This window comes from Pelomonas lactea (assembly GCF_043555885.1).
In the GTDB taxonomy this organism is placed as follows: domain Bacteria; phylum Pseudomonadota; class Gammaproteobacteria; order Burkholderiales; family Burkholderiaceae_C; genus Pelomonas; species Pelomonas lactea.
In genome coordinates this window covers 197,902-221,217 of record NZ_JBIGHX010000007.1, presented here as the reverse complement: position 1 = coordinate 221,217, position 23,316 = coordinate 197,902, and the positions used below count along the sequence as shown (strand labels likewise).

Genomic DNA, 23,316 nt, shown 5'->3' with positions numbered 1-23,316 from the left:
CCTGCTGATGGACGCGGCGGCGCCCGAGCGCCCGCAGCTGATACGCGGCGGCCTGTGGCTGCTGCTGGCGGCCGCGCTGGAGGCGCTGGGCCCCATCCTCGGCAAGCGCTACATCGACCACCACCTGCTGCCCGGCCACTACGACCTCGGCGCGATGGCCGCGCTGCTGGCGGCGGTGTTGCTGACCGGCTGGGCGGCGAGCTGGGTGCGCTACGCGCAGCTGTCGCGCATGGCCGGCGTGGCGCGGCGCTCGGTGCTGCGGCTGCGCGAGCGGGTCTACGCGCATGTGCTGGCACTGCCCATGGCCTTCTTCGACAAGGCCATCACCGGCCAGCTCGTCAGCCGCGTCACCAACGACACCGAGGCCGTGAACCAGCTCTACCGGCAGGTGCTGTACGTGATGCTGGATTCCAGCATCGTGGTCGCCGGCTCGCTGGTGGCGATGGCGGTGCTGGACTGGCGGCTGATGCTCATCGTCGCCACGCTGGTGCCGGCCATGGTGGGCATCATCCTGGGCTACCAGAAGCTCTCGGCGCCGGCGGTGGCGCGCACGCGCCAGCTGCGCAGCGACATCAACGCGCAGATGGCCGAGAGCATGGCCGGCATGGCGGTGCTGCAGGCGGCCGGCGCGGCCGGGCGCTTCGGCGCGCGCTTCGAGGCGGTGAACGCCGAGCACCGGCTGTCGCGCATCGCCGAGCTGCGCGCCAACGCGTGGCTGCTGCGCCCGGCGCTGGACCTGCTGAACGTGCTGCTGCTCGTCACCGTCATCTACGGCTTCGGCCGGCGCGAGCTGTCGGGGCTGGAGGTGGGGCTGCTCTATGCCTTCCTGTCCTACATCGCCCGCGTCGTCGAGCCGCTGATCCAGATCACCATGCAGTTCGGCCAGCTGCAGCAGGCCATGGTGGCCGCGTCGCGCGTGCGGGCGCTGCTGGAGGAGGATGAGCACCGCGGCGTGGACCCGATCACGCAGAACGGCGCACCCATCACGCGCGGCGAGATCCGCATCGAGCGCCTGGGCTTCGGCTACGACCCCGCGCGGCCGGTGCTGCACGGGCTGGACGTGGACATCCCGGCCGGCAGCTTCACCGGCATCGTGGGCCACACCGGCAGCGGCAAGAGCACGCTGCTGTCGCTGCTGTTGCGCTTCTACACCGCGCAGCAGGGCCGCATCACCATCGACGGCCAGCCGTTGCACGCCGTGCCCGACGCGGCGTTTCGCGACGCCGTGGGCCTGGTGCCGCAGGAGGCCACGCTGATGGCGGCCAGCGTGCGCGAGAACATCGCGATGGGCCGGCCCGGCATCAGCGACGAGGCTGTCGTAGAAGCGGCCAAGGCGGCGCGCGCGCATGACTTCATCACGGCGCTGCCGCAGGGCTACGACACCCGGCTGGGTGAAGGCGGCGTGCGCGTCTCCAGCGGCCAGAAGCAGCTGCTGGCCATGGCCCGCGCGCTGGCCGGCGCGCCGCGGCTGCTGTTCCTGGACGAGGCCACCAGCAATGTCGACAGCGAGACCGAGGCGCGCCTGGGCGAGGCGCTGGCCGCGCTGCACGGCCGCGTCACCGTCATCGCCATCGCGCACCGGCTGTCCACCATCCGCGCGGCCGACCAGATCCTGGTGCTCAACCACGGCCGGCTGCAGGAGCGCGGCACGCACGAGGCGCTGATGACGCTGGACGGCGGCCTGTACCGCCGCCTGGTGGAGCTGCAGACGCTGGAAGAAACGCCTAGCGAACCAGAGGCCGGATCTTCGTGAAGCCGCCGTCCACCGGTAGCACCTGGCCGGTGAGGCGCGCGGCGGCGTCGGACAGCAGCCAGGCCATCACGCCGGCCACCTCGTCGGCGGTCTGCACGCCGCCCAGCGGGTATTGCCTGGCCGCGCCCTCGCGCATGGCAGGCTGCTTGAGCATGGCCGCGGTCATGGGCGTGTCGGTCATGCCGGGCGCCACGGCGTTGATGCGCAGGCCCTGCACGGCGTAGCTGGCCGCGGCGCTGCGCACCAGCGCCTCGATGCCGCCCTTGGCCGCCGCGATGGCCTCGTGGTTGGCCACGCCGATGCCGGCCACCACCGAGCTCACCAGCACCGCCGCGCCGGGCTGCGGCGGTTCGCGCAATGCCTCCACCCAGGCGCCCAGCATGTAGAGCGCGCTGTCGAGGTTGACGCGCAGCACCTCGCGCACCTGCTCGGGCTTGCTGCGGTGCAGGGGCGCGATCAGCGTGCTGCCCACGCAGTGCGCCAGCCGCGTGGGCGTGCCCAGTGCCTCGCGGCAGGCGGCGATGGCGGCCGTGGCGCCTTCGGGCGTGGTGGTGTCCGCGGCGATGTGCAGCGCGGCCGGGACGTCGGCCAGCGTGGCGGCATCGCGGCCGACGGCGGCCACCTGCCAGCCCTGGGCCTGCAGCTGAACGCACAGCGCGCGGCCGATGCCGCCGCGGGCACCGGTGACGAGAGCGATGGAAGTCATGGTCGGGTCTCCGGTGATGGGCGGGCAAAGCTCGCCAGGTAGTTGACCGAGGTGTCGCGCGTCCAGCGGGCGCGGTGCAGCACCGGCAGGTAGCGCATGCCCAGGCGCTGCAGCGGCCGCAGGCCGGCCTGGGCGGCGGCGGCCTCCAGCTCGTCGGGCGTGACGAACTGGCGCCAGCGGTGCGTGCCGACCGGCAGCACGCGCAGCAGGTATTCGGCGGCCACGATGGCCAGCAGCCAGCTGCGCGCGGTGCGGTTGATCGTGGAGGCCACCAGCAGCCCGCCCGGCACCACGGCGGCGGCCACCTGCGCGAGGAAGGCGGGCACGTCGTCCACATGCTCCACCACTTCCAGCGCCAGCACCACGTCGAACCGCTCGCCGGGCCGCAGCGCGCTGGCCGGGTCGCCGTGCCGGTAGTCCAGCCGGGCCGACACGGCGGGGTCCGGCGCCGCGTGGCGGCGTGCGGCGCCGATGTTGCCGGCCGACGCATCGATGCCCACGACCTGCGCGCCCTCGCGCGCCAGCGCTTCGCTCATGAGGCCGCCGCCGCAGCCCACGTCCAGCACGCGCAGCCCGGCCAGCGGCCGGCCGAAGTGGCGCTCGGCCGCCTCGCGCACCCACTGCCCGCGCAGCGCCTGCGTGACGTGCAGCGGCCGCATCGGGCCGCGGGCATCCCACCAGGTGGCGCTCCAGGCGTCGAAGCGGGCGATCTCGTCGGCGCGGACGGTGGGGCTGTCAGACATGGCGGTAAGGCGTGACGTCGGCCGCGTCGCGCCCCAGCATGTCGGGCGGGCAGGCGCCGGGGTCCAGCCGGTGCATCGCGGCAGCATGGGTGCCGTCGGCAGGGGCGCTGGGCTGGGCGGTGGTCGGAGCTGATGTCATGACCGGGCATGCTGCCCGCAGCCGGGGAACCCCATGGCGTGCTCGGGATTCCCAGGGGGGCTGACCTGTGTCAAGGCGGCGCTGCCGGCCTGCACCTAGGCTCCGCGGCCATGAACGATCACGCCCGCCCCGAGCCCTCTGTCGTCATCTGCGGAGCCGGCCCGGCCGGCCTGGCGCTGGCGTGCGCGCTGCATGACCGCGGCCTGGCCGTGCGCGTGCTGGAACAGGCCGATGCCGCCGCGCTGGCCGCGCCTGCGGACGATGGCCGCGAGATCGCGCTCACGCACCGCTCGCGCCGCTTGCTGGAGCGCCTGGGCCTGTGGCAGCGCTTGAGTGACATCGCGCCGCTGCGCAGCGCCGCCGTGCGCTCCAGCGGCTCGCGGCGGCCGCTGCCGTTTGCCTCCCGCGGGCAGGACCTGGGCTGGCTGGTGGCCAACCACCGCCTGCGCGCGGCGGCCTGGGCCGGCGCGCAGCAACGCGGCATTGATCTGCGCTGCGGCCAGACGGTCACCGGCTTCACGCGGTTGGACGGCCTGGCGCAGGTCGACACCCGTGGCGGCGAGCGGCACAGCGCGCCGCTGGTGGTCGCGGCCGACAGCCGCTTCTCGCCGCTGCGCCGGCTCGCCGGCATCGGCGCACGGCACCAGGATTTCGGCCGCAGTGCGCTGCTGGTGCCGCTGGCGCACGAGCGCAGCCATGACGGCATCGCGCAGGAGTGTTTTCTGGCCGGCCACACGCTGGCCCTGCTACCCAAGACGGGTCAGCGCTGTTCGGCCGTCTGGACCGTGGCCAACAGCGAGCTGCCGCGGCTTGCCGCGATGGATGGCCTGGAACTGGCCCTGGCCATCGAGGCCGCCGCCGAGGGCCGGCTGGGTGCGATGCGGCTGGATGGCGAGCGCCACGTCTACCCGTTGGTGGCGGTGTGGGCCGAGCGCTTTGTGGGGCCGCGCCTGGCCTTGATCGGCGACGCGGCGGTGGGCATGCACCCGGTCACGGCGCATGGCTACAACCTCGGGCTGTACGGCATCGAGGCCCTGTCGCGCCGGCTCGATGCCGCGCGCGACCCGGGCGAACTCGGCCCCTTGCTGGCCTACGAGGCCGAGCACCGCCGCGCGGCCGGACCGCTGTATGCGGGCACCAATGCGCTGGTGCGCTTCTTCACGGACGACCGCGCGCCCATGCTGGCCCTGCGCCGGGCGGTCATCGACGTGGCCCGCCACCTGCCGCCGGTGCAGGCGGCGATCACGCGGCGCCTGGTGGACGCCTGAGCCCGCGGCTCAGCGCCGGCGGGCTTCCAGCACGCTGAGCGTGCCGCGCAGCGTGCGCAAGGCCTGTTCGGTGCGGGTCTCGCCCGGGGCGGGCAGCAGACGGGCTTCGCGGTTGGCCAGCACGTCCTCGCGCAGCGTGAGGCCGGTGCGGGCGAACTGCGGCTTCAGCTCGGCGGCGCGCTGGCGCAGCAGCTCGCGCGTGGCCTGGTAGGCGTGCTCCGCGAGGTGGCGTCGCTGGCGGTAGCTGAAGGTGTTGGCGAGGAAGAACTCGGCGTCGCGCGGGTTGGGCTCCAGCAGCACGATGTCGGTCTGCGGGTGGCTCAGCTCGTAGCCGCGCATGCCCAGCTCCAGCCGCGAGTGGATCAGCGAGCGGAAGGTCTGCGACAGCACCAGCGGCAGGCCGCCGTCCACCAGCCGGTGGATGTGCGGCTGCAGCGCGCGGCCGGCCGGGCGGCCCAGCTTGCGGGCCAGGTCGCGGGCGCGGCGCGAGCGGTCCTCGCGGGCGGTGGAGCGGCGGTCGCTGGCGTAGGGCACCAGCGGGTTCAGGCAGATCAGCAGGTCCAGCCCGCGGTCCAGCAGCACGGAGGCGTGCAGCGTCTTCTTCAGCGCGCCGTCCACGTAGTGCCGGCCGCCGATCTCGACCGGCGGGAACAGCCCCGGCAGCGCGGCGCTGGCCTGCACGGCGCGCGAGATGGGTACGTGGTCCCAGCCCGGCGCGCCGAAGGGCACGGCCTCGCCGCTGTCCAGGTCGGTGGCCACCAGCACCAGCGGGCGGCGCAGGCGGCGGAAGTCGTTGCTGCGGCCGGGCTGCGTCAACACGCGCGTCAGCGCCTCACCGAAGCGTTCGCTGCTGAGCAGGCCGGTGGGCAGCGCGCGGCCCAGGCGTTCCAGCGTGGCGAGCTTGGAGCGGCCTTCCAGCAGCACCTCGCGGGCCGAGTCGGCCAGCAGGCCCGGCAGCAGCCGCAGCCGCTGGCCCAGCTCGGCCCAGGCCGGCTGCAGCAGCTCGGCGGGGTCGAAGCGGTCGGGGGCCTCGGCGCTGTTCTCGATGAAGGCGGCGCAGAGCTGGCGCGGCGTCATGCCGTTGGCCAGCCCCGCGGCGATGAAGCCGCCTGCGCTGACGCCGATGTAGCCGTCGCAGGCGGTGACGTCGAGGCCGGCGACGGCCTCTTCGAGGGCGCACAGCGCGCCCACTTCATAGATGGCGCCCAACGGGCCGCCACCCGCCAGGGCCAGGCCGATGCGTGGCTGCTGGCTCATGGGCGGGATGCGTCAGCCCGTGCTCAGGCCTGAGCGGCGGGCTCGGCCTTGGGCGCCGGGGCGGCCTTGGGCGCGGCGGCCTTCTTGGCGGCCGGGGCCTTCTTGGCCGGGGCGGCCTTCTTGGCAGCAGCCGCGGGCTTGGCGGCGACAGCCTTCTTGGCCGGCGTGGCGGCGGCCTTCTTGGCGGCGGGGGCGGCCTTGGTCACGGCGGGCTTGGCGGCCGGCTTCTTGGCGGCCTTCTTCGCCGGCTCCACGCCGGTGGCGACGGCCAGCGCGTCGATGCGCTTGATCAGCGCGTCGATGTCGCCCTTGGTGGGCACGCCCAGGCCTTGCAGCGCCTTGGCGACGCGGGCTTCGAAGATGGATTCCAGCTTGTCCCACTGCTGGCCGGCTTTGGCGCCGACGTCGCCGGCGACGCTGCTGACCTTGCTGGCCACGGCGCTGAGCTTCTCTTCGGCGGCGGATTGGGTCTTCTTCTGCAATTTCAGTCCTTCGGAGACGAGGGCCTCGAAGACCTTGGAGCCTTCACCCTGGGCCTTGGCGAAGGAGGCGAGACCGGCGGCCCAGATCTGCTGGGCGCTGTCCTTGACGTTCTGAGCCATCGCGCTGTCGAGCAGGCCAGCCGGGAAGCCGGTGGCGGCAGCAGCCTTCTTCTTGTCAGCCATCTTCTGGAGCTTCTTGACCATGGTTGTCCTTTCGATAAGAGCGAATTGCCGACGGGACTGTAGCGGCGCCCCGGCCCGGCGGCGCGGCCATTCCTAGTGAGAGGGCTCTATGCGGCCACTCGGGAAAGTGCCCAGCGGAGTGCTTGTGGCGCTGGTGAAGAATCAGGCGAAACCCGCCCTCGATTCCTACAAGCAGGAGACCCGCATGCAGTATTTCGTCACCGGTGCCACCGGCTTCATCGGCAAGCGCCTCGTCAAGAAGCTGCTGGCGCGCCGGGGCAGCACGGTCCACTTCCTGATGCGCGAGGAGAGCGCCGCGAAGCTGCCCGACCTGCTGGCCTACTGGGGCGTCAGCAAGACCCGCGCGATCCCCGTGTACGGCGACCTGACCGCCAAGAAGCTGGGCGTGGCCGCCGACGTCATCAAGGGGCTGAAGGGCCAGATCGACCACCTCTACCACCTCGCCGCCGTCTACGACCTCGGCGCCGACGAGGAGTCGCAGGTGGCCGTCAACATCGAGGGCACCCGCTCGATGGTGGAGTTTGCGCAGGCCATCGATGCCGGCCATGTGCACCACGTGTCGTCGATCGCGGCGGCCGGCCTGTACGAAGGCGTGTTCCGCGAGGACATGTTCGACGAGGCCGAGAACCTCGACCACCCGTACTTCATGACCAAGCACGAGAGCGAGAAGATCGTGCGCAAGGAGTGCAAGCGGCCCTGGACGGTCTACCGACCGGCGCTCGTCGTGGGCGACTCGCACACCGGCGAGATGGACAAGATCGACGGCCCGTACTACTTCTTCAAGCTGATCCAGCGCATGCGCCAGATCCTGCCGCCGTGGATGCCCAGCGTGGGCCTGGAGGGCGGGCGCATCAACATCGTGCCGGTGGACTTCGTTGTCGACGCGCTGGACCACATCTCGCACAAGGTCACGAAGGGCCAGGGCTGCTACCACCTGGTGGACCCCAAGGGCTACCGCGTTGGCGACGTGCTGGACATCTTCAGCAAGGCCGCGCACGCGCCCAAGATGAACCTGTTCATCAACGCGGCGCTGATGGGCTTCATCCCCAAGAGCGTGAAGAAGGGGCTGATGGCGCTGGCGCCGGTGCGCCGCATCCGCAACGCGGTGATGAAGGACCTCGGCCTGCCCGAGGACATGTTCACCTTCATCAACTACCCGACGCGCTTCGACTGCCGCGACACCGAGGCCGCGCTGAAGGGCTCGGGCGTGGCCTGCCCCGACCTGAACGACTATGCGTGGCGGCTGTGGGACTACTGGGAGCGGCACCTCGACCCCGACCTGTTCATCGACCGCTCGCTGAAGGGATCGACAGGCGGCAAGGTGGTGCTGGTGACGGGCGGCTCGTCGGGCATCGGCCTGGCCGCGGCCATCAAGTTCGCCGAAGCCGGCGCCATCACGCTGATCTGCGCCCGTGACCAGACCAAGCTCGACGAGGCCGTCAAGGAGATCAAGGACAAGGCGGGCAAGGGGGCGCAGGTGCATGCCTTCGCCTGCGACATCGCCGACGAGGAAGGCGCGGCCAACCTCATCCAGTGGTGCACCGAGAATTTCGGGGGCGTGGACTTCCTCATCAACAACGCCGGCCGCTCCATCCGCCGCGCCATCGAGAGCAGCTACGACCGCTTCCACGATTTCGAGCGCACCATGCAGCTGAACTACTTCGGCTGCCTGCGTGTGACGATGGGCCTGCTGCCCGGCATGGCGGCCAAGAGGAAGGGCCACATCGTCAACATCAGCTCCATCGGCGTGCTGACGAACGCGCCGCGCTTCAGCGCCTACGTGGCCAGCAAGGCCGCGCTGGATGCATGGACGCGCTGCGCGTCCAGCGAGTTCGCCGACACCGGCATCACGTTCACGACGATCAACATGCCGCTGGTGCGCACGCCCATGATCGCGCCCACCAAGATCTACAACAACGTGCCCACGCTGTCGCCCGAGGAAGCCGCCGACATGATCGCGCAGGCCTGCGTGGCCAAGCCGGTGCGCATTGCCACGCGCCTGGGCATGACGGGCCAGATCCTGCACGCGGTGGCGCCGCGCATCGCGCAGATCGTCATGAACACGACCTTCCGCATGTTCCCGGACAGCGACGCCGCCAAGGGCGAGAAGAAGGGCGGCGGCCTGTCGCCCGAGGCCATCGCGCTGCAGCAGATGATGCGCGGCATCCACTTTTGACCCCTCGTCCGGGCTCGCCCTGCTGAACGCAGGCGAACCCGGCCGGTCCCCCGCGGGGACGGCGATTGACCGGGCATCAAGCCCGGTCAACATCGCCAGGCGGGCCGGCTTGGGGCGGCCCGGCGCTCGGCCCGAAGATGCAGTCCTGGCTCCAGCCAGGCTTTTTCATTTCAGGGGACATACAGATGCTCAGAGGACAACGCGTCGGCCTTCGCTACGTGACCGAGGACGACCTGCCTTGGCTCAAGCGCACGGTCGGCGACCCGCAGGTGCGCGGGCCCCACCTGGGCTCGCGCATGATGCCCCCGCACAAGGTGGACGAGCGCTGGCGCGACAACGGCTTTGCCAACGACGATGCCGAGCGCCTGCTGATCTGCCATCTGCTGGACGGCAGCGTCATCGGCGACGTGGTGCACTTTGCCGCGGCCCGCTACACGACGGCGCGCGAGATCGGCTGGACGATGGCCGACGTGGCCATGCGCGGCCAGGGCTTGGCCACGGAGGCGGCGTCGCTGCTGGTGGACTACTTGTTCGAGAACTGGTCCGTGAACCGGCTGTCCTGCGGCATGTCCGTGCACAACCATGCGTCGCGGCGTGTGGCCGAGAAGTGCGGCTTCACGCACGAGGGCATCCAGCGTGGCGTCGTCTTCGTCGCCGGCGAGTATGTGGACTGCCATTCGCTCAGCCTGCTGCGCAGCGAATGGATGGCGATGAAGGGGCGCGCGTGATGGCGAGCGGCGCGCGCGAGTTCGACCTCATCGTCTTCGGCGCCACCGGCTTCACCGGCCGGCTGGTGGCCGAGTACCTGCACCTCAGCGGCGCCGGCGGTGCGCGCTGGGCCATCGCGGGCCGCAGCCTCGACAAGCTGGCCCGGGTGCGCGACGAACTGCACCTGCCGCCGTCGGTCGCGCTGCTGAAGGCCGATGCCGGCGATGCCGCCGCGCTGGCCCGCCTGGTGCGGCGCACCCGCGTCGTCATCACCACCGTGGGCCCGTACCAATTGCATGGCGAGCCCCTGGCCACCGCCTGCGCCGAGGGCGGCACCGACTACGTGGACCTCTGCGGCGAGCCGCTGTGGATGGCCCGCATGATCGACAAGCTGACGCCGCTGGCCGAGGCGAGCGGCGCGCGCATCGTGTTCTCCTGCGGCTTCGACTCCATCCCGTTCGACCTCGGCGTCGTCTTCCTGCAGGCCGAAGCGCAGGCCCGCTTCGGCGCGCCGCTGCCCGAGGTGCGCGGCCGCGTCGCGCGGCTCAAGGGTGCGGCGTCCGGCGGCACGCTGGCCAGCATGATGGAAACCATCGAGGCCATCCGCCGCGACCGCTCGCTGCTCAAGGTCATGGCCAACCCGTTCTCGCTGTCCGGCGGCTTCAAGGGGCCGAAGCAGCCGGATGACCAGGGCGCGGACTTCGACGACTGGGCCGATGCCTGGACCGGTCCCTTCGTGATGGCGACGATCAACACGAAGAACGTGCACCGCAGCAACGCGCTGCGTGGTCATCCCTGGGGCGAGGGCTTCGTCTACAGCGAGAAGATGCTGACCGGCAAGCCGGGGCAGGGCGACAAGGGCCGCAAAAAGGCCCAGGCGCTGGCCCGCTTCACGAAGCTGCAGAACCTGGCACTGGGCTTCACGCCGACGCGCGCGCTGCTGCGTCGCTTCGTGCTGACCCAGCCGGGCGACGGCCCGAACGCGGCCGCGCGCGAAGCCGGGCGCTACGAGGTGTGGTTCAGTGGCAAGTCCGCCGGCGGCGAGCTGCTGCGCGCCATCGTCAAGGGCGACCGTGACCCCGGCTACGGCTCCACCTGCAAGCTCATCAGCGAGGCGGCGCTGTGTCTGGTGCAGGACATCGACCGCGACGCGACGCCCGGCGGCGTGTGGACGCCTGGCAGCGCGATGGGGCTGGCGCTCGTGCGGCGGCTGCAGGCACGGGCCGGGCTGAGCTTCGAGATCGCGGCTTGAGCGGCCCGCCCCGCTGGGCCATCAGCCAGCCGCGCATGCACGCCACGCTGGCGGGCAACCTGGCCGAGACGCTGCGGGCGTTGGAGAACGCCGCCGCCGCCGGCGCCGAGGGCTGCGTCTGCGCGGAGCTGGCGCTGACGGGCTTTCACCGCGGTGTGCCGGCGCTGGTCGATGCCGATGCGTTGGCGGCGGCCGAGGCGGAGTTGCGTGCCGCTTGCGCGCGGCTGGGTGTCGCCGCCGCCGTGGGCGTGCCGACGCTGGGTGGGGGAGGCGCCGTCTTCAGCAGCCATCTGCACATCGACGCCGCCGGTCGCGAGGTGGGCCGTGTGCACAAGCGCGGCCTGACGGCCAGCGAGGCGGGCTTCTTCACGCCCGGTGGCGCGCGCGGCTGGACGGCTTTGAGCGGCGTGCTGGCCACATCGGTGCTGTGTCGCGAGATGCTGGATGGCGCCGAGCTGGCGCCCGAGTTGCACGCGGCGCTGTCCGCGCACGATGCGGCGGTGCCGCGGGTGGTGTTCTGGCCGAGCTACATCGGCGAGTCCGACGCAGAACAGGCCGCGTTGTGCGAGGCCTACCGGGCCGGTGCGGCCGAACTGGCGCGGGCGCTGGGCGCCTGGGTCCTGCAGAGCAACTGGCCCGAATCGCTGAATGCGCCGGCGCAGCGTGGCTTCGGCGCCAGCTGCGTCATCGCGCCGGATGGCCGCCGCGTCGCCGCGCTGCCGCGCGATGCGGCCGCACAGGTCGTCGCTGCGCTGGGCCGGCGCTGACTCAGTCGCGGCCCGCAGGGCGCTCGAAGCCGTTGTCCACCCAGGCCTCGGCGGCCGACTGGTTGAAGCGGAAACTGGCGCCGACCTTGACCTTGGCCAGCGGCTCGCCGGCGGCGTCGAAGGCGGCCAGCCAGGCATAGGGGTCGTCCTCGGCCGGCACGATCTCCAGCGTCACCTTGATCCAGGCGCCGTCGCGGGCGACGTACAGCGTCTTGTTCAGCTGTGCATGCAGCTGCTGCTCGTGGCGGCGGATGACCTCGGAGGCCGTCTTCACCAGCGTGTTGAACGCGCTGGTGTCCAACGGCTTGGGGTTCTTCTTGTCGCGGCCCATGGTCCACGGGCCCACCAGCGCCGGCTCGCTTTCGCCGGCCTTGAACATGGCGACGGCCCAGCCCTCGTCGTCCTCGTTCTTGATGACCTGGGCGGTCCAGCCGTTGTCGCGCCACAGGCGCGGCTCGTGCAGGGGGGCGTCGTCGTCGGTCGGCAGATCGGTCATGGGGAGAGGCGGGCCAAAGCCCGTCATTCTCTCCCCGTCCCGATGCCGACCGTCAGCCGTTGGTGGGGGCCGGTGCGGCGGGCACGACGGCCGGGGCGCGCGTCACGCGGGTCTTGCCGCCGGTGGTGGTGAGGATGACCGGATCGCCGGCGTTGAAGCTCTCCGCGCCCTTGGCCTGCACGATGGAGCGGCGCTCGCCGTTGCGCAGCTGGACGGTGATCTCCAGCGCATCCTCGCGAGTGGTGGAACGTTCGATGGCGTTGCCGATGACGGCGCCGGCCACGGCGCCCAGCACGCCGACGACCTGGCCTTCACGGCGGCCGCCCACCGAACTGCCGGCGATGGCGCCGGTCACGCCGCCCGCCACGGCACCGACACCGCTCTGCGAGCCGTCGACGACGACCGGGCGGGACGACAGCACGGTCGCGTCCTGCACCTGCGACAGGCGCTGCGCGTCGCCGCGCTGGATGACGTCGGGGCTGGTCGTCGAGCAGGCCGACAGCGCCAGCGCGGCGACGAGGGTGAGGGAAGTCATGAGCTTGGACATTCGAGTCTCCTTGGGCAGAACACACGCCCAACGTGTCGAATTGTCATCGGGTTGACCGCCGGATGCGGCGATCTACAACTCTTTACGCCGACGCTGTCAACCGTGCAAACGCGAGCTGCGCGGCACGCTGGCGAGCAGGAATTCCATCTGGTCGGCCAGGATGCGGCGGCCGCGCAGGATCATGTCCTCGTGCAGGCTGGGCACGTAGGGCAGGTAGAGCAGGCTCATGCGGGCCTCCTCGGGCAGGCGGCTGCCCTTGCGACCGTTGCAAGCCTTGCAGGCGGTGATGCAGTTCATCCACGTGTCGGCGCCGCCGCGCGACGTGGGCTGGATGTGCTCGCGCGTCAGGTCTTCCGGCAGGTGGCGGTGGCCGCAGTAGGCGCAGACGAAGCGGTCGCGCACGAACAGCTTGCTGTTGGTCAGCGCCGGCGCCTGCCGCCAGGCCCGGCTGGGCACGGCGCCGCGCACGGCGATGATGGAATGCACCTCGATGCGGGACTGGCGCCCGGTCACGCGCTGCAGGCCGCCGCGCAGCACCTGGCAGGGGTCGCCCAATGTCCAGGCGACGCCGTCGCTGGCGTAGATCACGGCCGCCTCACGCGTGGTGATCCAGGCCTGGGGTCGGCCGGAGACATCGAGTTGGAGCACGTCCACAGAGTCACACCTCCTCCCTCGAGCCTAGCGAGAACCGCGCCAGCGCTCAAGCGTGCTTCCATGACAAGGCGGCGCCCGCCCGCCGGGACGTTTCGGCCCGAAAGCGGCAGGGTGGCTAGGGTCATCCCTAGGTCGGCGTGCGTATTAGGCACATCACCCTAGGATTTCGTCGGGGCAAGCTGGCGTTGTCACGCGAGCGACCTGCAAAATAGAACGACCGTTCGTTTTATTCTTGCCCTGTGTCCACGCTTCCCGTCCCCGCCAAGAAAGCCGCCCCGCTGCGCGCCGCCAAGCCGGTGCGCGTGGCGCGCTCCCTGCAGAAGGGCCAGCAGACGCGCGCCGCCATTCTGGACGCCGCGCTGGGCCTGGCCTCGCACATGGGCCTGGAAGGCCTGTCCATCGGCGCGCTGGCGGACGTTACGGGCATGAGCAAGTCGGGCGTCTTCGCGCACTTCGGTTCGCGCGAGGAACTGCAGATCGCCGTGGTCACGGAGTATCACGCCAAGTTCGAAGAGGAAGTCTTCTTCACCGCGATCCGCGAGCCGCGCGGCCTGCCGCGCCTGCGCGCGATGTTCGAGCGATGGGTGCGCCGCGTGTCCGTCGAGGTGGACTCGGGCTGCATCTACATCTCCGGCGCCGTCGAGTTCGACGACCGGCCGGGCCCCGTGCGCGACGCGCTCGTCGCCATGGTCAAGGCCTGGCATGCGGCGCTGCAGAAGGCCATCCAGCTCTCCATCGGCGAGGGCCACCTGAAGGCCGAGGCCGACGTCGAGCAGATCTGCTTCGAGCTGCACGGTCTCATCCTGTCGCTGCACCATGACGCGCGCTTCATGCGCATCCCCGGCGCGCTGACGCGCGCCGGCACCGGTTTCGACCGGACCATCCAGTTCTACGCGACGCCGTTCGGCCTGCAGGTCGATCAGGCGCGCAAGCCTTCCAAGACTGGCGCTTCGATCAAGCGCTGACCGATCCACCACCCCCACCATCGCCCCCAGGAGTACCCGATGCCCCAGTACACCCCACCCATGCGTGACATGCAGTTCGTCATGCACGAGTTGCTGAACGTCGTCGACGAACTCAAGATGCTTCCCGGCCACGAGGACATCGACGCCGACACCATCAATGCGGTGCTCGAGGAAGGTGGCAAGTTCGCCGCCGAGGTCATCGCCCCCATCAACCTCAGCGGTGACGCCGAGGGCTGCACGCTCGACAAGGCCACGCACGAGGTGACCGCACCCAAGGGCTTCAAGGAGGCCTACAAGCAGTACGTCGAAGGCGGCTGGCCGGCACTCTCCTGCGACCCGCAGTTCGGCGGCCAGGGCCTGCCGCATCTGGTGAACCAGTTCTTCTACGAGATGCTGAACTCGGCCAACCAGGCCTGGACGATGTACCCGGGCCTGAGCCACGGTGCCTACGAGGCGCTGCACGCGCACGGCACGGCCGAGCAGCAGGCGCTGTACCTGCCCAAGCTGACCAGCGGCGAGTGGACCGGCACGATGTGCCTGACCGAGCCGCACTGCGGCACGGACCTGGGCCTGCTGCGCACCAAGGCCGAACCGCAGGCCGACGGCACCTACAAGATCACCGGCGCCAAGATCTTCATCTCGGCCGGCGAGCACGACATGGCGGAGAACATCGTCCACCTGGTGCTGGCCCGCCTGCCGGACGCGCCCGCGGGCTCCAAGGGCATCTCGCTGTTCGTGGTTCCGAAGTTCAACGTGAACGCCGACGGCAGCCTGGGCAGCCGCAACGGCATCTTCTGCGCCGGCCTGGAGCACAAGATGGGCATCCATGGCAACGCCACCGCGCAGATCGTGCTGGAAGGCGCGACCGGCACGATGGTGGGCCAGCCCAACAAGGGCCTGGCCGCGATGTTCGTCATGATGAACGCCGCCCGCCTGGGTGTGGGCAACCAGTCGCTGGGCCTGACCGAAGTGGCTTACCAGAACGCCGTGGCCTACGCCAAGGACCGCATCCAGATGCGCGCGCTCTCCGGCCCCAAGGCGCCGGACAAGCCGGCCGACCCCATCATCGTGCACCCCGATGTGCGCAAGATGCTGCTGACCGCGCGCGCCTTCGCCGAAGGCGGCCGCATGCTGCAGGCCTACACGGTGCTGCAGCTGGACAAGGCGCTGAAGAGCGACGACGAGGACGAGCGCAAGGAAGCCGATGCCGAAGTCGCGCTGCTGACGCCCATCATCAAGGCCTTCATCACGGACAACGGCTGGCTGGCCACGTCGCACTGCATGCAGGTCTTCGGTGGCCACGGCTTCATCCACGAGTGGGGCATGGAACAGTTCGTGCGCGACGCGCGCATCAACATGATCTATGAAGGCACCAACACCATCCAGTCGCTGGACCTGCTGGGCCGCAAGGTGCTGGGCAACAACGGCGCCACGCTGAAGAAGTTCGGCAAGAAGATCGCCGCCTTCATCGAGGAAGAGGGCACCAACGAGGCCATGCAGGAGTTCGTGAACCCGCTGGCCGACCTGGGCGACAAGGTCAACAAGCTGACGCAGGAAATCGGCATGAAGGCCTTCGGCAACCCCGACGAAGTCGGTGCCGCCGCCGTCGACTACCTGCGCGTGGTGGGCCACATGACGTTTGCCTACTTCTTCGCCCAGGCCGCCAAGATCGCGCTGGCCAAGCAAGGCAGCGGCGACCCGTTCTACACGGCCAAGCTGCACACGGCACGCTTCTACTTCGCCAAGCTGCTGCCCGAGACGGCCTCGCTGATCCGCACCTGCCGCGCCGGCCTGTCGCCGCTGATGGCGATGGACGAAGCCCTGTTCTGACCCCAGCCTCACCGCTGAACGATTCACTGGACGACAAGGACAACGCCCGATGAAATCCCTGTTCGCTGCTGCACTGCTGCTGCCCACGCTTGCCCTTGCGCAGGCCACCCCCGTGGGCCTCTGGAAGACCATCGACGACGACGGCAAAACCGCGAAGTCGCTGGTCCGCATCAGCGAACAGGCGGGCACCCTGGTCGGCAGCATCGACAAACTGCTGGACCCCGCCGCGCAACCGGACGCCAAGTGCGACAAGTGCAGCGATGACCGCAAGAACCAGCCCGTGCTGGGCCTGCAGATCATCCGGGGCGTGAAGCCGGACGGCGATGGCATCTGGGGCCATGGCGAGATCCTGGACCCCAATAACGGCAAGACTTACCGCACCCGCTTGAAGCCGGTGGACGGTGGCAAGAAACTCGAGGTGCGCGGCTACATCGGCGCCCCTCTGTTTGGCCGTACCCAGACCTGGGTGCGTGTCGAGTAACTGAATAACTGGAGAACCACCCCATGAGTCGATTCCAAGTCCGCAAGGTCGCCGTGCTCGGCGCCGGCGTGATGGGCGCGCAGATTGCCGCGCACCTCGTCAACTGCAAGGTGCCGGTCGTGCTGTTCGACCTGCCCGCCAAGGAAGGCCCCAAGAACGGCATCGTGACCAAGGCGGTCGAGGGCCTGAAGAAGCTCAAGCCCGCTCCGCTGGGCGACAGCGCCGAGGCCGCGCTGATCCAGCAGGCCAACTACGAAGAGCACCTGGACGTGCTGAAGGGCTGTGACCTCATCATCGAGGCCATCGCCGAGCGCATGGACTGGAAGCTCGATCTGTACACCAAGATCGCGCCCTTCGTGGCCCCGCACGCCATCGTCGCGTCCAACACCTCGGGCCTGAGCATCACCAAGCTCTCCGAAGTGCTGCCCGAGGAAATCAAGCCGCGCTTCTGCGGCATCCACTTCTTCAACCCGCCGCGCTACATGGCGCTGGTGGAGCTGATCAACACCCCGACCACGCAGCCGGTCATCCTCGACCAGCTCGAAGCCTTCGTCACCACCGCCCTGGGCAAGAGCGTTGTGCGCGCCCATGACACGCCCAACTTCGTCGCCAACCGCGTCGGTATCGCCGGCATGATGGCCACGATGATCGAAGCCGAAAAGTTCGGCCTGTCGGTCGACGTGGTGGACGACCTGACCGGCAAGAAGCTGGGCCGCGCGTCCTCCGGCACGTTCCGCACCGCCGACGTGGTGGGCCTGGACACCATGGCCCACGTCGTCAAGACGATGCAGGACAACCTGAAGGACGACCCGTTCTACAGCACCTACGCCACGCCCAAGGTGCTGGCCGGCCTGATCGAGAAGGGCGCGCTGGGTCAGAAGACCGGCGCCGGCTTCTACAAGAAGGTGGGCAAGGACATCCAGCGTCTGGACTTCGCCACGGGTGAATACGTCACCGGCGGCAAGAAGGCCGACGAGATCGTCGCTCGCATGTTGAAGAAAGCCCCGGCCGACCGCCTCAAGCTGCTGCGCGAAAGCACCAACCCGCAAGCCCAGTTCCTGTGGGCCATCCTGCGCGACAGCTTCCACTACGCCGCCGTGCACCTGAACACCGTGGCCGACACCGCCCGCGAGATCGACTTCGCGATGCGCTGGGGCTTCGGCAGCAGCCAAGGCCCGTTCGAGCTGTGGCAAGCCGCAGGCTGGAACCAGGTGGCCGGCTGGATCGCCGAAGACATCGCCGCGGGCAAGGCGCTCAGCACCGAGCCCCTGCCTGCCTGGGTCACGTCGGGCCCCGTCGCCGAAGCCGGTGGCGTGCACACGCCGCAAGGCTCGTGGAGCGCCGCCGAAGGCCAGTTCAAGCCGCGCAGCGAGCTGCCGGTCTACAGCCGCCAGGCCTTCCGTGAATCGCTGCTGGGCACCGGCGCGGCCGACCCGCTCAAGAGCGGCACCGAGCTGTTCAAGAACGACGAAGTGCGCGTCTGGACGCTGGATGGCAAGGTCGTCATCGCCTCCATCACCGCCAAGCTGCACCTGATCAGCCCGGCCGTGACCGAGGGCCTGATCAAGGCCGTTGAGATCGCCGAAGCCGACTACCAAGGCATGGTGATCTGGAGCCCGGACGACGTGTTCTCCGCCGGCGCCAACCTGGAAAGCCTGATGCCCGTCTTCATGAAGATGGGCAGCAAGGGCATCGCCCCGGAAGAGAAGAAGCTGCAGGACGCGATGCTGCGCATCCGCTACGCCTCGGTGCCGGTGGTGGCGGCCATGCGTGGCCTGGCGCTGGGCGGCGGCTGCGAGCTGGCCATCCACTGCGCACGCCGCGTGGCGCATGTCGAGAGCTATGTGGGCCTGGTGGAAGTGGGCGTGGGCCTGGTGCCGGGTGCCGGCGGCCTGACCTACATCGCCCGCCGTGCCGCCGAGATGGCCGCAGCCGGCAATGCCGGTGCCGACATCCTGACCTTCCTGAAGGACGGTTTCCTGACCGCCGCCACGGCCAAGGTCGCCACCTCCGCGCACGAAGCCAAGAAGAACGGCTTCCTGCTGGACAGCGACGTGATCGTGCCGCACAAGGACGAACTGCTGCACGTGGCCACCGCCACCGCGCTGGGCATGGCCGAAGCCGGCTACCGCCCGCCGCACAAGGCCCTGTTCCCGGTGGCCGGCCGCAGCGGCATTGCCACCATCAAGGGCCAGGTCGCCAACATGCGTGACGGTGGCTTCGTCAGCGCCCACGACTACCACCTGGCCGCGGCGATTGCCGACGTGGTCTGCGGTGGCGAGGTCGAGGCCGGCTCGCTGGTCACCGAGGAGTACCTGATGGCCCTGGAGCGCAAGCACTTCTGCTCGCTGCTGGACAACCCCAAGACGCAGGAACGCATCATGGGCATGCTGCAGACCGGCAAGCCGGTGCGCAACTGATGACATCGCGGGACAGACCGAAGCGCGCAGCGCGTAGCTCTGTCCCCGACTGACTCAAACTCGAAATGAATAGGCTTCAACGCACCCTCGCCAAGCTGGACGGCCTGCCCGCCCCGCTGCGTGGCGCCGCGCGCAACTTCGCGCTGCGGCGGGCGGTGCCCCTCACCGGCACGGCGGGGCTGGACTTCGTCGCGCTCACGCCCGAGCGCAGCGAGATCCGCATCGCCAACCGGCGCCCCGTGCAGAACCACATCCGTGGCGTGCACGCGGCGGCCATGACGCTGGTGGCCGAAACCGCCACCGGCATGGTGGTGGGCATGAACGTGCGAGACGACTGCCTGCCGCTGTGCAAGAGCCTGAACGTCGCGTTCAAGAAGCGCGCGACCGGGGCCCTGCGCGCCGAGGCGCATCTGACGGCCGAGCAGCGTGCGCTGCTTGCGTCGCAGACCAAGGGTGAGGTGACGGTGGCCGTGACGGTCACCGATGAAGCCGGCATCGAGCCGATCCAGTGTGAATTTGTCTGGGCCTGGGTGCCCAAAGAGAAGCCCCAATCCCAAGACCTTGCGGGACAGACCGAAGCGCGTACCCGCGCGTAGCTCTGTCCCCAACTGACCAAGGAAGCACCATGAGCAAGCAAGTCCAAGACGCCTACATCGTCTCCGCCACCCGTCTGCCGATCGGCAAGAGCGGCCGCGGCTATTTCAAGAACACCCGCCCGGACGAGATGCTCGTCAAGGTGATGCAGGCCGCGCTGGCCCAGGCCCCGGGCCTGGATCCCGCTGCCATTGAAGACGCCATCGTCGGCTGCTCTTTCCCCGAAGGCGAGCAGGGCATGAACATCGCCCGCGTGGCCTCGGTGCTGGCCGGCCTGGGCAACACCATCGGCGGCGTGACCGTGAACCGCTACTGCGCCTCGGGCATCACCGCCGTGCAGATGGCGGCCGACCGCATCCGCGTCGGCGAGGCCGACGTGATGTTCGCCGGTGGCGTGGAGTCCATGTCCATGATCCCGATGGGTGGCAACAAGCCCAGCCTGTCGCCGCTGATCTTCGAGAAAGACGAGAACATCGGCATCGCCTACGGCATGGGCCTGACGGCCGAGAAGGTGGCCGCGCAGTGGAAGATCAGCCGCGAGGCGCAGGACGCGTTCTCGGTGGAATCGCACCGCCGCGCCGTGGCCGCCATGCAGGCCGGCCACTTCGCCGCCGAGATCACGCCGTTCGACGTGGTCGAGCGCACACCCAACCTGGCTGATCCCACTTCGGGCTCGGTCAACGTCAAGACCCGCATCGTGAGCCTGGACGAAGGCGCCCGCCCCGACACCTCGCTGGAAGGCCTGGCCAAGCTCAAGCCGGTGTTCGCCGCCAAGGGCAGCGTCACAGCAGGCAACAGCTCGCAAACCTCCGACGGCTCGGGCGGCCTGCTGATCGTCAGTGAAGCCGCGCTCAAGCGCTACAACCTGACGCCGCTGGCCCGCTTCGTGTCGTTCGCCGTGCGCGGCGTGCCGCCCGAGATCATGGGCATCGGCCCCATCGAAGCCATCCCGGCCGCGCTGAAGGCCGCCGGCATCTCCGCCAAGGACCTGGACTGGGTGGAACTGAACGAAGCCTTCGCCGCACAGAGCCTGGCCGTGCTCAACGACCTGGACAGCAAGGGCATTGAGCTGGATCGCGCCAAGGTCAACCCCAACGGCGGCGCCATTGCCCTGGGCCACCCGCTGGGCGCCACCGGCGCCATCCGCGCGGCCTCGGTCATCCACGGCCTGCGCCGCACGGGCGGCAAGTACGGCATGGTGACAATGTGCGTTGGCGCCGGTCAAGGCGCTGCTGGCATCTTCGAAAGGCTGTAACCCATGGACCGTCGCCGCGCGCTCAAGACCACCACCCTGCTGCTCGCGGCGGCGCCCCTGGCCGGCTGTTCCGGCCGGCTCAAGACCTTCCTGACCTGGAAGGAGGCGCAGCAGGCCGTGCTGGACCTGCTGTTCACGCCCAAGGTCGTGGAGGGCAACCCGTGGAACCTCAGCCAGGTGCTGCAACACCTGGCGCAGAGCATCGAGTTCTCGATGCAGGGATTCCCGGCGCTCAAGGGCGCGTGGTTCCGCTCATCCGTCGGCTCGGCGGCGTTCGCCGTCTTCAATGCACGCGGCGCGATGAGCCACGACCTGAGCGAGCCCATCCCCGGCGCGCCGGCGCTGGACGCGGCGCAGGCGCTCAAGGTGTCGGTGCAGCGGCTGCTGGACGCGATGGACGCTTTCGCGCAATTCAACGGTACGCTGCGGCCTCATTTCGCCTACGGCGAGCTGACCAAGCCGCAGTACGAGCGTGCCCATTTGATGCACTTGGCGAACCACTGGACGCAGTTCCAAGCCAAGACTGCAGTCGCGTGAAGGACGGGGCCTGTTCACACTACGGGGATCGGATGCGTTGACACTTGAAAGCCCGCGAGCAAGGCGCGAAGCGAAGCTGGGGGGGCGACCCCAGCGAGGCTTCGTAACGCCGCGCGCGGGCTTTCAAGTGACAACCCTTCGGGAGAGGGCCTGCGCGAGTGCATGGCGTCGTTGCGCGCCTTGCCTGGGCATGAGCCCAGGCGGTGTCGCACGCCCAGCCCTGCGCCCGCGCAGGCCCTCTCGCACCGATTCCCGTAGCGTGAACAGGCCCCTGCCATGACCATCAAGACCTACACCGTCAACGGCGTCGCGACGATCGAGATCGCCCGCCCCGAGAAGAAGAACGCCATCACGCAGGACATGTACCAGCAGATGGCCGATGCGCTGCGCGCGGCCGACGCCGCGCCCGAGGCACGCGCGGTGCTGATCACCGGCCAGCCCGGCATCTTCACATCGGGCAACGACCTGGAGGACTTCATGGGCCGCCCGCCGCGTGGCGAGGACGCGCCGGTGTTCCAGTTCATGCATGCGCTGGTGGATTGCGGCAAGCCGGTCGTCGCCGCCGTGACCGGTGCGGCCATCGGCATCGGCACGACGCTGCTGCTGCACTGCGACCTGGTCTACGTGGCGGATGACGCGCGCCTGGCCATGCCCTTCGTGGGCCTGGGCCTGGTGCCGGAGTTCGCGTCCAGCCTCGTCGTGCCGCAGCTGATGGGCAACCGCCGAGCGGCCGAGAAGCTGCTGCTGGGCGACCCGTTCACGGGTGAGCAGGCCGTCGAGTGCGGCATCGCCAACGGCGTGCTGGCCGGCACCGAGGTGCTGAACCATGCCCGGCGCGTGGCCGAGCGTTTCAACAACCTCGCGCCCGGCGCGGTGCGTGACAGCAAGCGGCTGATCCGCGACGCTCAGCGCGATGACGTCAAGGCGGCCATCACGCGCGAGGCCGAGGTGTTCAGCGCCCGGCTGCGCAGCCCGGAGGCCATGGAGGCCTTCCAGGCCTTCTTCCAGAAGCGCAAGCCGGACTTCTCGAAGTTCTCCTGAGCGCCTATCGGCGCACCAGGCCGACCAGCAGGCCGATGACGGCCAGGATCAGGAAGCCGTAGAACAGGATCTGGGCAAAGCCGGCCGCGCTGGCGGCGATGCCCGTGAAGCCGAACACGGCGGCGATCAGGGCGATGACGAAGAAGATGATGGCGTAACGCAGCATGGTGGGCTCCTACGGTTGACGCCTTGGCGGCGCATGCATGAAGCCTAGGGCCGCGACCGTTCTCGTCATGCCGGACGGCGCGGCGGCCTGAGGTCGGACAGGGCTGACGCCGTTACCACCGAGATGACCCACCGATGCGACTGATGCTGGCCAAACTGCTGCTGGGCCCGTTGCTGATCTGGCAGGGCCGGCGCGTGCGTGCCACGGCGCTGCGGCTGCCGGAGGCCGAGGGCGAGCGCTCGTGCGATGGCGGCGCGCTGCGCCTGCTCATCGTCGGTGACTCATCGGCCGCCGGCGTCGGTGCTGCGCATCGGGACGAGGCGCTGGCCGGGTGTCTCGCCCGCACGCTGGCGGCGCAGCTGGGCCGGCCGGTGGGCTGGCAGCTGGTGGCCGCCAGCGGCCACCGCAGCGTGCAGGCGCTCGCGGCGCTGCGGGAGGCCGAGCTGGCGCCGGCCGATGTGCTGGTCACGGCGCTGGGCGTGAACGACGTCGTCGACCAGGTCTCGCCGCCGGACGCGCTCGCGGCGCTGGATGCCATCGACGCCCATGCCCGCGCACTCGCCGGCGTGCGGCTGAGCCTGCACTGCGCGGCGCCGCCCATGCAGTCCTTCCCGCTGCTGCCGCAGCCGCTGCGCTGGTTCTTCGGGCAGCAGGCGGCGCGCTTCAACGCGGCGCTGGCGGCGGGGCTGGCCGGCCAGCCGGCGCGGCGCGTGGTGCACCTGCCGCCCGCGCTGCAGCGGGACGCGGCGGCCTTGATGGCCCCCGACGGCTTTCACCCCGGCCCGCGGGGCTATGCGCTGTGGGCCGAGGCGTTGGCCGACCACATCGTGGCGGCGTTGCCGAAGGTTGCGAAGCACTCAACAACTTGAGTGCTG

General features: G+C 70.1%; 24 protein-coding genes. 15 read left to right on the top strand and 9 right to left on the bottom strand.

What is annotated here, in order from left to right; translation table 11 throughout:
* The first annotated feature begins 7 nt into the window (after positions 1-7).
* Positions 8-1,753: an ABC transporter ATP-binding protein gene (locus tag ACG04Q_RS19190; protein ID WP_394513011.1), complete on the top strand. Its 1,746-nt coding sequence runs from the start codon at positions 8-10 to the stop codon at positions 1,751-1,753.
* Here ACG04Q_RS19190 and ACG04Q_RS19185 read toward each other — a convergent pair.
* The 3 genes from ACG04Q_RS19185 to ACG04Q_RS19175 are packed head-to-tail and all read right to left on the bottom strand — an operon-like array spanning position 1,725 to position 3,341.
* Positions 1,725-2,459, bottom strand: coding sequence for an SDR family NAD(P)-dependent oxidoreductase (locus tag ACG04Q_RS19185; RefSeq protein ID WP_394512883.1), 735 nt, complete (start codon positions 2,457-2,459; stop codon positions 1,725-1,727). The genes ACG04Q_RS19190 and ACG04Q_RS19185 overlap by 29 nt on opposite strands.
* The gene (gene ubiG / locus ACG04Q_RS19180; protein WP_394512882.1) at positions 2,456-3,202 is read right to left on the bottom strand and encodes a bifunctional 2-polyprenyl-6-hydroxyphenol methylase/3-demethylubiquinol 3-O-methyltransferase UbiG; all 747 of its coding nucleotides are present in this window, start codon (positions 3,200-3,202) and stop codon (positions 2,456-2,458) included. Before ubiG ends, ACG04Q_RS19185 begins: the two co-directional genes overlap by 4 nt.
* Positions 3,195-3,341 carry a hypothetical protein gene (locus ACG04Q_RS19175; RefSeq protein WP_394512881.1) on the bottom strand — a complete coding sequence of 49 codons (147 nt, stop codon included), beginning with the start codon at positions 3,339-3,341 and terminating at the stop codon, positions 3,195-3,197. Before ACG04Q_RS19175 ends, ubiG begins: the two co-directional genes overlap by 8 nt.
* Positions 3,342-3,451: 110 nt before the next feature.
* On the opposite strand from ACG04Q_RS19175, the gene ubiM reads away from it, so the two are divergent.
* Positions 3,452-4,609 carry a 5-demethoxyubiquinol-8 5-hydroxylase UbiM gene (gene ubiM, locus ACG04Q_RS19170; protein ID WP_394512880.1) on the top strand — a complete coding sequence of 386 codons (1,158 nt, stop codon included), beginning with the start codon at positions 3,452-3,454 and terminating at the stop codon, positions 4,607-4,609.
* 9 nt (positions 4,610-4,618) lie between these two features.
* On the opposite strand, the gene ACG04Q_RS19165 is transcribed toward ubiM, so the two are convergent.
* Both ACG04Q_RS19165 and ACG04Q_RS19160 read right to left on the bottom strand, forming a co-directional pair.
* A complete protein-coding gene (locus tag ACG04Q_RS19165; RefSeq protein ID WP_394512879.1) occupies positions 4,619-5,866 on the bottom strand; it encodes a patatin-like phospholipase family protein in 1,248 nt (415 codons plus the stop codon).
* 23 nt (positions 5,867-5,889) lie between these two features.
* Entirely contained in the window at positions 5,890-6,552 is a 663-nt protein-coding gene (locus ACG04Q_RS19160; RefSeq protein ID WP_394512878.1) for a phasin family protein, read from the bottom strand.
* A gap of 184 nt (positions 6,553-6,736) precedes the next feature.
* Here ACG04Q_RS19160 and ACG04Q_RS19155 point away from each other — a divergent pair, with 184 nt between their 5' ends.
* From ACG04Q_RS19155 to ACG04Q_RS19140, 4 genes are all read left to right on the top strand, one after another.
* A complete protein-coding gene (locus ACG04Q_RS19155; protein ID WP_394512877.1) occupies positions 6,737-8,728 on the top strand; it encodes an SDR family oxidoreductase in 1,992 nt (663 codons plus the stop codon).
* Between the two features lie 185 nt (positions 8,729-8,913).
* A complete protein-coding gene (locus ACG04Q_RS19150) occupies positions 8,914-9,456 on the top strand; it encodes a GNAT family N-acetyltransferase (protein ID WP_394512876.1) in 543 nt (180 codons plus the stop codon).
* Positions 9,429-10,688, top strand: a complete 1,260-nt coding sequence (locus ACG04Q_RS19145) for a saccharopine dehydrogenase family protein (RefSeq protein ID WP_394512875.1) — start codon at positions 9,429-9,431, stop codon at positions 10,686-10,688. The genes ACG04Q_RS19150 and ACG04Q_RS19145 overlap by 28 nt, the downstream gene beginning before the upstream one ends.
* Complete coding sequence (locus ACG04Q_RS19140; protein WP_394512874.1) at positions 10,685-11,455, top strand: nitrilase-related carbon-nitrogen hydrolase; 771 nt, start codon at positions 10,685-10,687, stop codon at positions 11,453-11,455. Before ACG04Q_RS19145 ends, ACG04Q_RS19140 begins: the two co-directional genes overlap by 4 nt.
* Position 11,456: 1 nt before the next feature.
* Here ACG04Q_RS19140 and ACG04Q_RS19135 read toward each other — a convergent pair whose 3' ends face one another.
* From ACG04Q_RS19135 to ACG04Q_RS19125, 3 genes are all read right to left on the bottom strand, one after another.
* A complete protein-coding gene (locus ACG04Q_RS19135; protein WP_394512873.1) occupies positions 11,457-11,951 on the bottom strand; it encodes a hypothetical protein in 495 nt (164 codons plus the stop codon).
* Positions 11,952-12,003: 52 nt separating this feature from the next.
* Positions 12,004-12,486, bottom strand: coding sequence for an outer membrane lipoprotein (locus tag ACG04Q_RS19130; protein WP_394512872.1), 483 nt, complete (start codon positions 12,484-12,486; stop codon positions 12,004-12,006).
* Positions 12,487-12,594: 108 nt separating this feature from the next.
* Positions 12,595-13,152 carry an HNH endonuclease gene (locus ACG04Q_RS19125; protein ID WP_394512871.1) on the bottom strand — a complete coding sequence of 186 codons (558 nt, stop codon included), beginning with the start codon at positions 13,150-13,152 and terminating at the stop codon, positions 12,595-12,597.
* A 239-nt stretch (positions 13,153-13,391) separates the two neighbouring features.
* On the opposite strand from ACG04Q_RS19125, the gene ACG04Q_RS19120 reads away from it, so the two are divergent.
* From ACG04Q_RS19120 to ACG04Q_RS19085, 8 genes are all read left to right on the top strand, one after another.
* Entirely contained in the window at positions 13,392-14,117 is a 726-nt protein-coding gene (locus tag ACG04Q_RS19120) for a TetR/AcrR family transcriptional regulator (protein ID WP_394512870.1), read from the top strand.
* 39 nt (positions 14,118-14,156) lie between these two features.
* A complete protein-coding gene (locus ACG04Q_RS19115; protein ID WP_394512869.1) occupies positions 14,157-15,947 on the top strand; it encodes an acyl-CoA dehydrogenase C-terminal domain-containing protein in 1,791 nt (596 codons plus the stop codon).
* A gap of 49 nt (positions 15,948-15,996) precedes the next feature.
* Positions 15,997-16,428 carry a DUF2147 domain-containing protein gene (locus tag ACG04Q_RS19110; RefSeq protein WP_394512868.1) on the top strand — a complete coding sequence of 144 codons (432 nt, stop codon included), beginning with the start codon at positions 15,997-15,999 and terminating at the stop codon, positions 16,426-16,428.
* A 23-nt stretch (positions 16,429-16,451) separates the two neighbouring features.
* Entirely contained in the window at positions 16,452-18,848 is a 2,397-nt protein-coding gene (locus ACG04Q_RS19105; RefSeq protein ID WP_394512866.1) for a 3-hydroxyacyl-CoA dehydrogenase/enoyl-CoA hydratase family protein, read from the top strand.
* 65 nt (positions 18,849-18,913) lie between these two features.
* Positions 18,914-19,444, top strand: a complete 531-nt coding sequence (locus tag ACG04Q_RS19100; protein WP_394512865.1) for a DUF4442 domain-containing protein — start codon at positions 18,914-18,916, stop codon at positions 19,442-19,444.
* 29 nt (positions 19,445-19,473) lie between these two features.
* Positions 19,474-20,697 (top strand): acetyl-CoA C-acyltransferase, encoded by a 1,224-nt coding sequence (locus ACG04Q_RS19095; RefSeq protein WP_394512864.1) that lies wholly within the window; start codon positions 19,474-19,476, stop codon positions 20,695-20,697.
* 3 nt (positions 20,698-20,700) lie between these two features.
* Complete coding sequence (locus ACG04Q_RS19090) at positions 20,701-21,234, top strand: DUF1569 domain-containing protein (RefSeq protein WP_394512863.1); 534 nt, start codon at positions 20,701-20,703, stop codon at positions 21,232-21,234.
* A 276-nt stretch (positions 21,235-21,510) separates the two neighbouring features.
* Entirely contained in the window at positions 21,511-22,275 is a 765-nt protein-coding gene (locus ACG04Q_RS19085; protein WP_394512862.1) for an enoyl-CoA hydratase, read from the top strand.
* 4 nt (positions 22,276-22,279) lie between these two features.
* Here ACG04Q_RS19085 and ACG04Q_RS19080 read toward each other — a convergent pair whose 3' ends face one another.
* On the bottom strand, positions 22,280-22,441 hold the full coding sequence (locus tag ACG04Q_RS19080; RefSeq protein WP_394512860.1) for a DUF1328 domain-containing protein: 162 nt from the start codon (positions 22,439-22,441) through the stop codon (positions 22,280-22,282).
* A gap of 143 nt (positions 22,442-22,584) precedes the next feature.
* On the opposite strand from ACG04Q_RS19080, the gene ACG04Q_RS19075 reads away from it, so the two are divergent.
* The gene (locus ACG04Q_RS19075) at positions 22,585-23,310 is read left to right on the top strand and encodes an SGNH/GDSL hydrolase family protein (RefSeq protein ID WP_394512859.1); all 726 of its coding nucleotides are present in this window, start codon (positions 22,585-22,587) and stop codon (positions 23,308-23,310) included.
* Positions 23,311-23,316 lie beyond the last annotated feature (6 nt).

What these genes read in the sequence shown, in the direction of transcription:
- ACG04Q_RS19145 (WP_394512875.1), top strand. Translation starts at nt 9,429, where the DNA reads ATGGATGGCGATGAAGGGGCGCGCGTGATGGCGAGCGGCGCGCGCGAG.
- ubiM (WP_394512880.1), top strand. Translation starts at nt 3,452, where the DNA reads ATGAACGATCACGCCCGCCCCGAGCCCTCTGTCGTCATCTGCGGAGCC.
- ACG04Q_RS19135 (WP_394512873.1), bottom strand. Translation starts at nt 11,951, where the DNA reads ATGACCGATCTGCCGACCGACGACGACGCCCCCCTGCACGAGCCGCGC.
- ACG04Q_RS19175 (WP_394512881.1), bottom strand. Translation starts at nt 3,341, where the DNA reads ATGACATCAGCTCCGACCACCGCCCAGCCCAGCGCCCCTGCCGACGGC.
- ACG04Q_RS19100 (WP_394512865.1), top strand. Translation starts at nt 18,914, where the DNA reads ATGAATAGGCTTCAACGCACCCTCGCCAAGCTGGACGGCCTGCCCGCC.
- ACG04Q_RS19110 (WP_394512868.1), top strand. Translation starts at nt 15,997, where the DNA reads ATGAAATCCCTGTTCGCTGCTGCACTGCTGCTGCCCACGCTTGCCCTT.
- ACG04Q_RS19080 (WP_394512860.1), bottom strand. Translation starts at nt 22,441, where the DNA reads ATGCTGCGTTACGCCATCATCTTCTTCGTCATCGCCCTGATCGCCGCC.
- ubiG (WP_394512882.1), bottom strand. Translation starts at nt 3,202, where the DNA reads ATGTCTGACAGCCCCACCGTCCGCGCCGACGAGATCGCCCGCTTCGAC.
- ACG04Q_RS19075 (WP_394512859.1), top strand. Translation starts at nt 22,585, where the DNA reads ATGCTGGCCAAACTGCTGCTGGGCCCGTTGCTGATCTGGCAGGGCCGG.
- ACG04Q_RS19095 (WP_394512864.1), top strand. Translation starts at nt 19,474, where the DNA reads ATGAGCAAGCAAGTCCAAGACGCCTACATCGTCTCCGCCACCCGTCTG.
- ACG04Q_RS19185 (WP_394512883.1), bottom strand. Translation starts at nt 2,459, where the DNA reads ATGACTTCCATCGCTCTCGTCACCGGTGCCCGCGGCGGCATCGGCCGC.
- ACG04Q_RS19160 (WP_394512878.1), bottom strand. Translation starts at nt 6,552, where the DNA reads ATGGTCAAGAAGCTCCAGAAGATGGCTGACAAGAAGAAGGCTGCTGCC.
- ACG04Q_RS19190 (WP_394513011.1), top strand. Translation starts at nt 8, where the DNA reads ATGGACGCGGCGGCGCCCGAGCGCCCGCAGCTGATACGCGGCGGCCTG.
- ACG04Q_RS19130 (WP_394512872.1), bottom strand. Translation starts at nt 12,486, where the DNA reads ATGACTTCCCTCACCCTCGTCGCCGCGCTGGCGCTGTCGGCCTGCTCG.
- ACG04Q_RS19085 (WP_394512862.1), top strand. Translation starts at nt 21,511, where the DNA reads ATGACCATCAAGACCTACACCGTCAACGGCGTCGCGACGATCGAGATC.
- ACG04Q_RS19165 (WP_394512879.1), bottom strand. Translation starts at nt 5,866, where the DNA reads ATGAGCCAGCAGCCACGCATCGGCCTGGCCCTGGCGGGTGGCGGCCCG.
- ACG04Q_RS19155 (WP_394512877.1), top strand. Translation starts at nt 6,737, where the DNA reads ATGCAGTATTTCGTCACCGGTGCCACCGGCTTCATCGGCAAGCGCCTC.
- ACG04Q_RS19150 (WP_394512876.1), top strand. Translation starts at nt 8,914, where the DNA reads ATGCTCAGAGGACAACGCGTCGGCCTTCGCTACGTGACCGAGGACGAC.
- ACG04Q_RS19115 (WP_394512869.1), top strand. Translation starts at nt 14,157, where the DNA reads ATGCCCCAGTACACCCCACCCATGCGTGACATGCAGTTCGTCATGCAC.
- ACG04Q_RS19105 (WP_394512866.1), top strand. Translation starts at nt 16,452, where the DNA reads ATGAGTCGATTCCAAGTCCGCAAGGTCGCCGTGCTCGGCGCCGGCGTG.
- ACG04Q_RS19090 (WP_394512863.1), top strand. Translation starts at nt 20,701, where the DNA reads ATGGACCGTCGCCGCGCGCTCAAGACCACCACCCTGCTGCTCGCGGCG.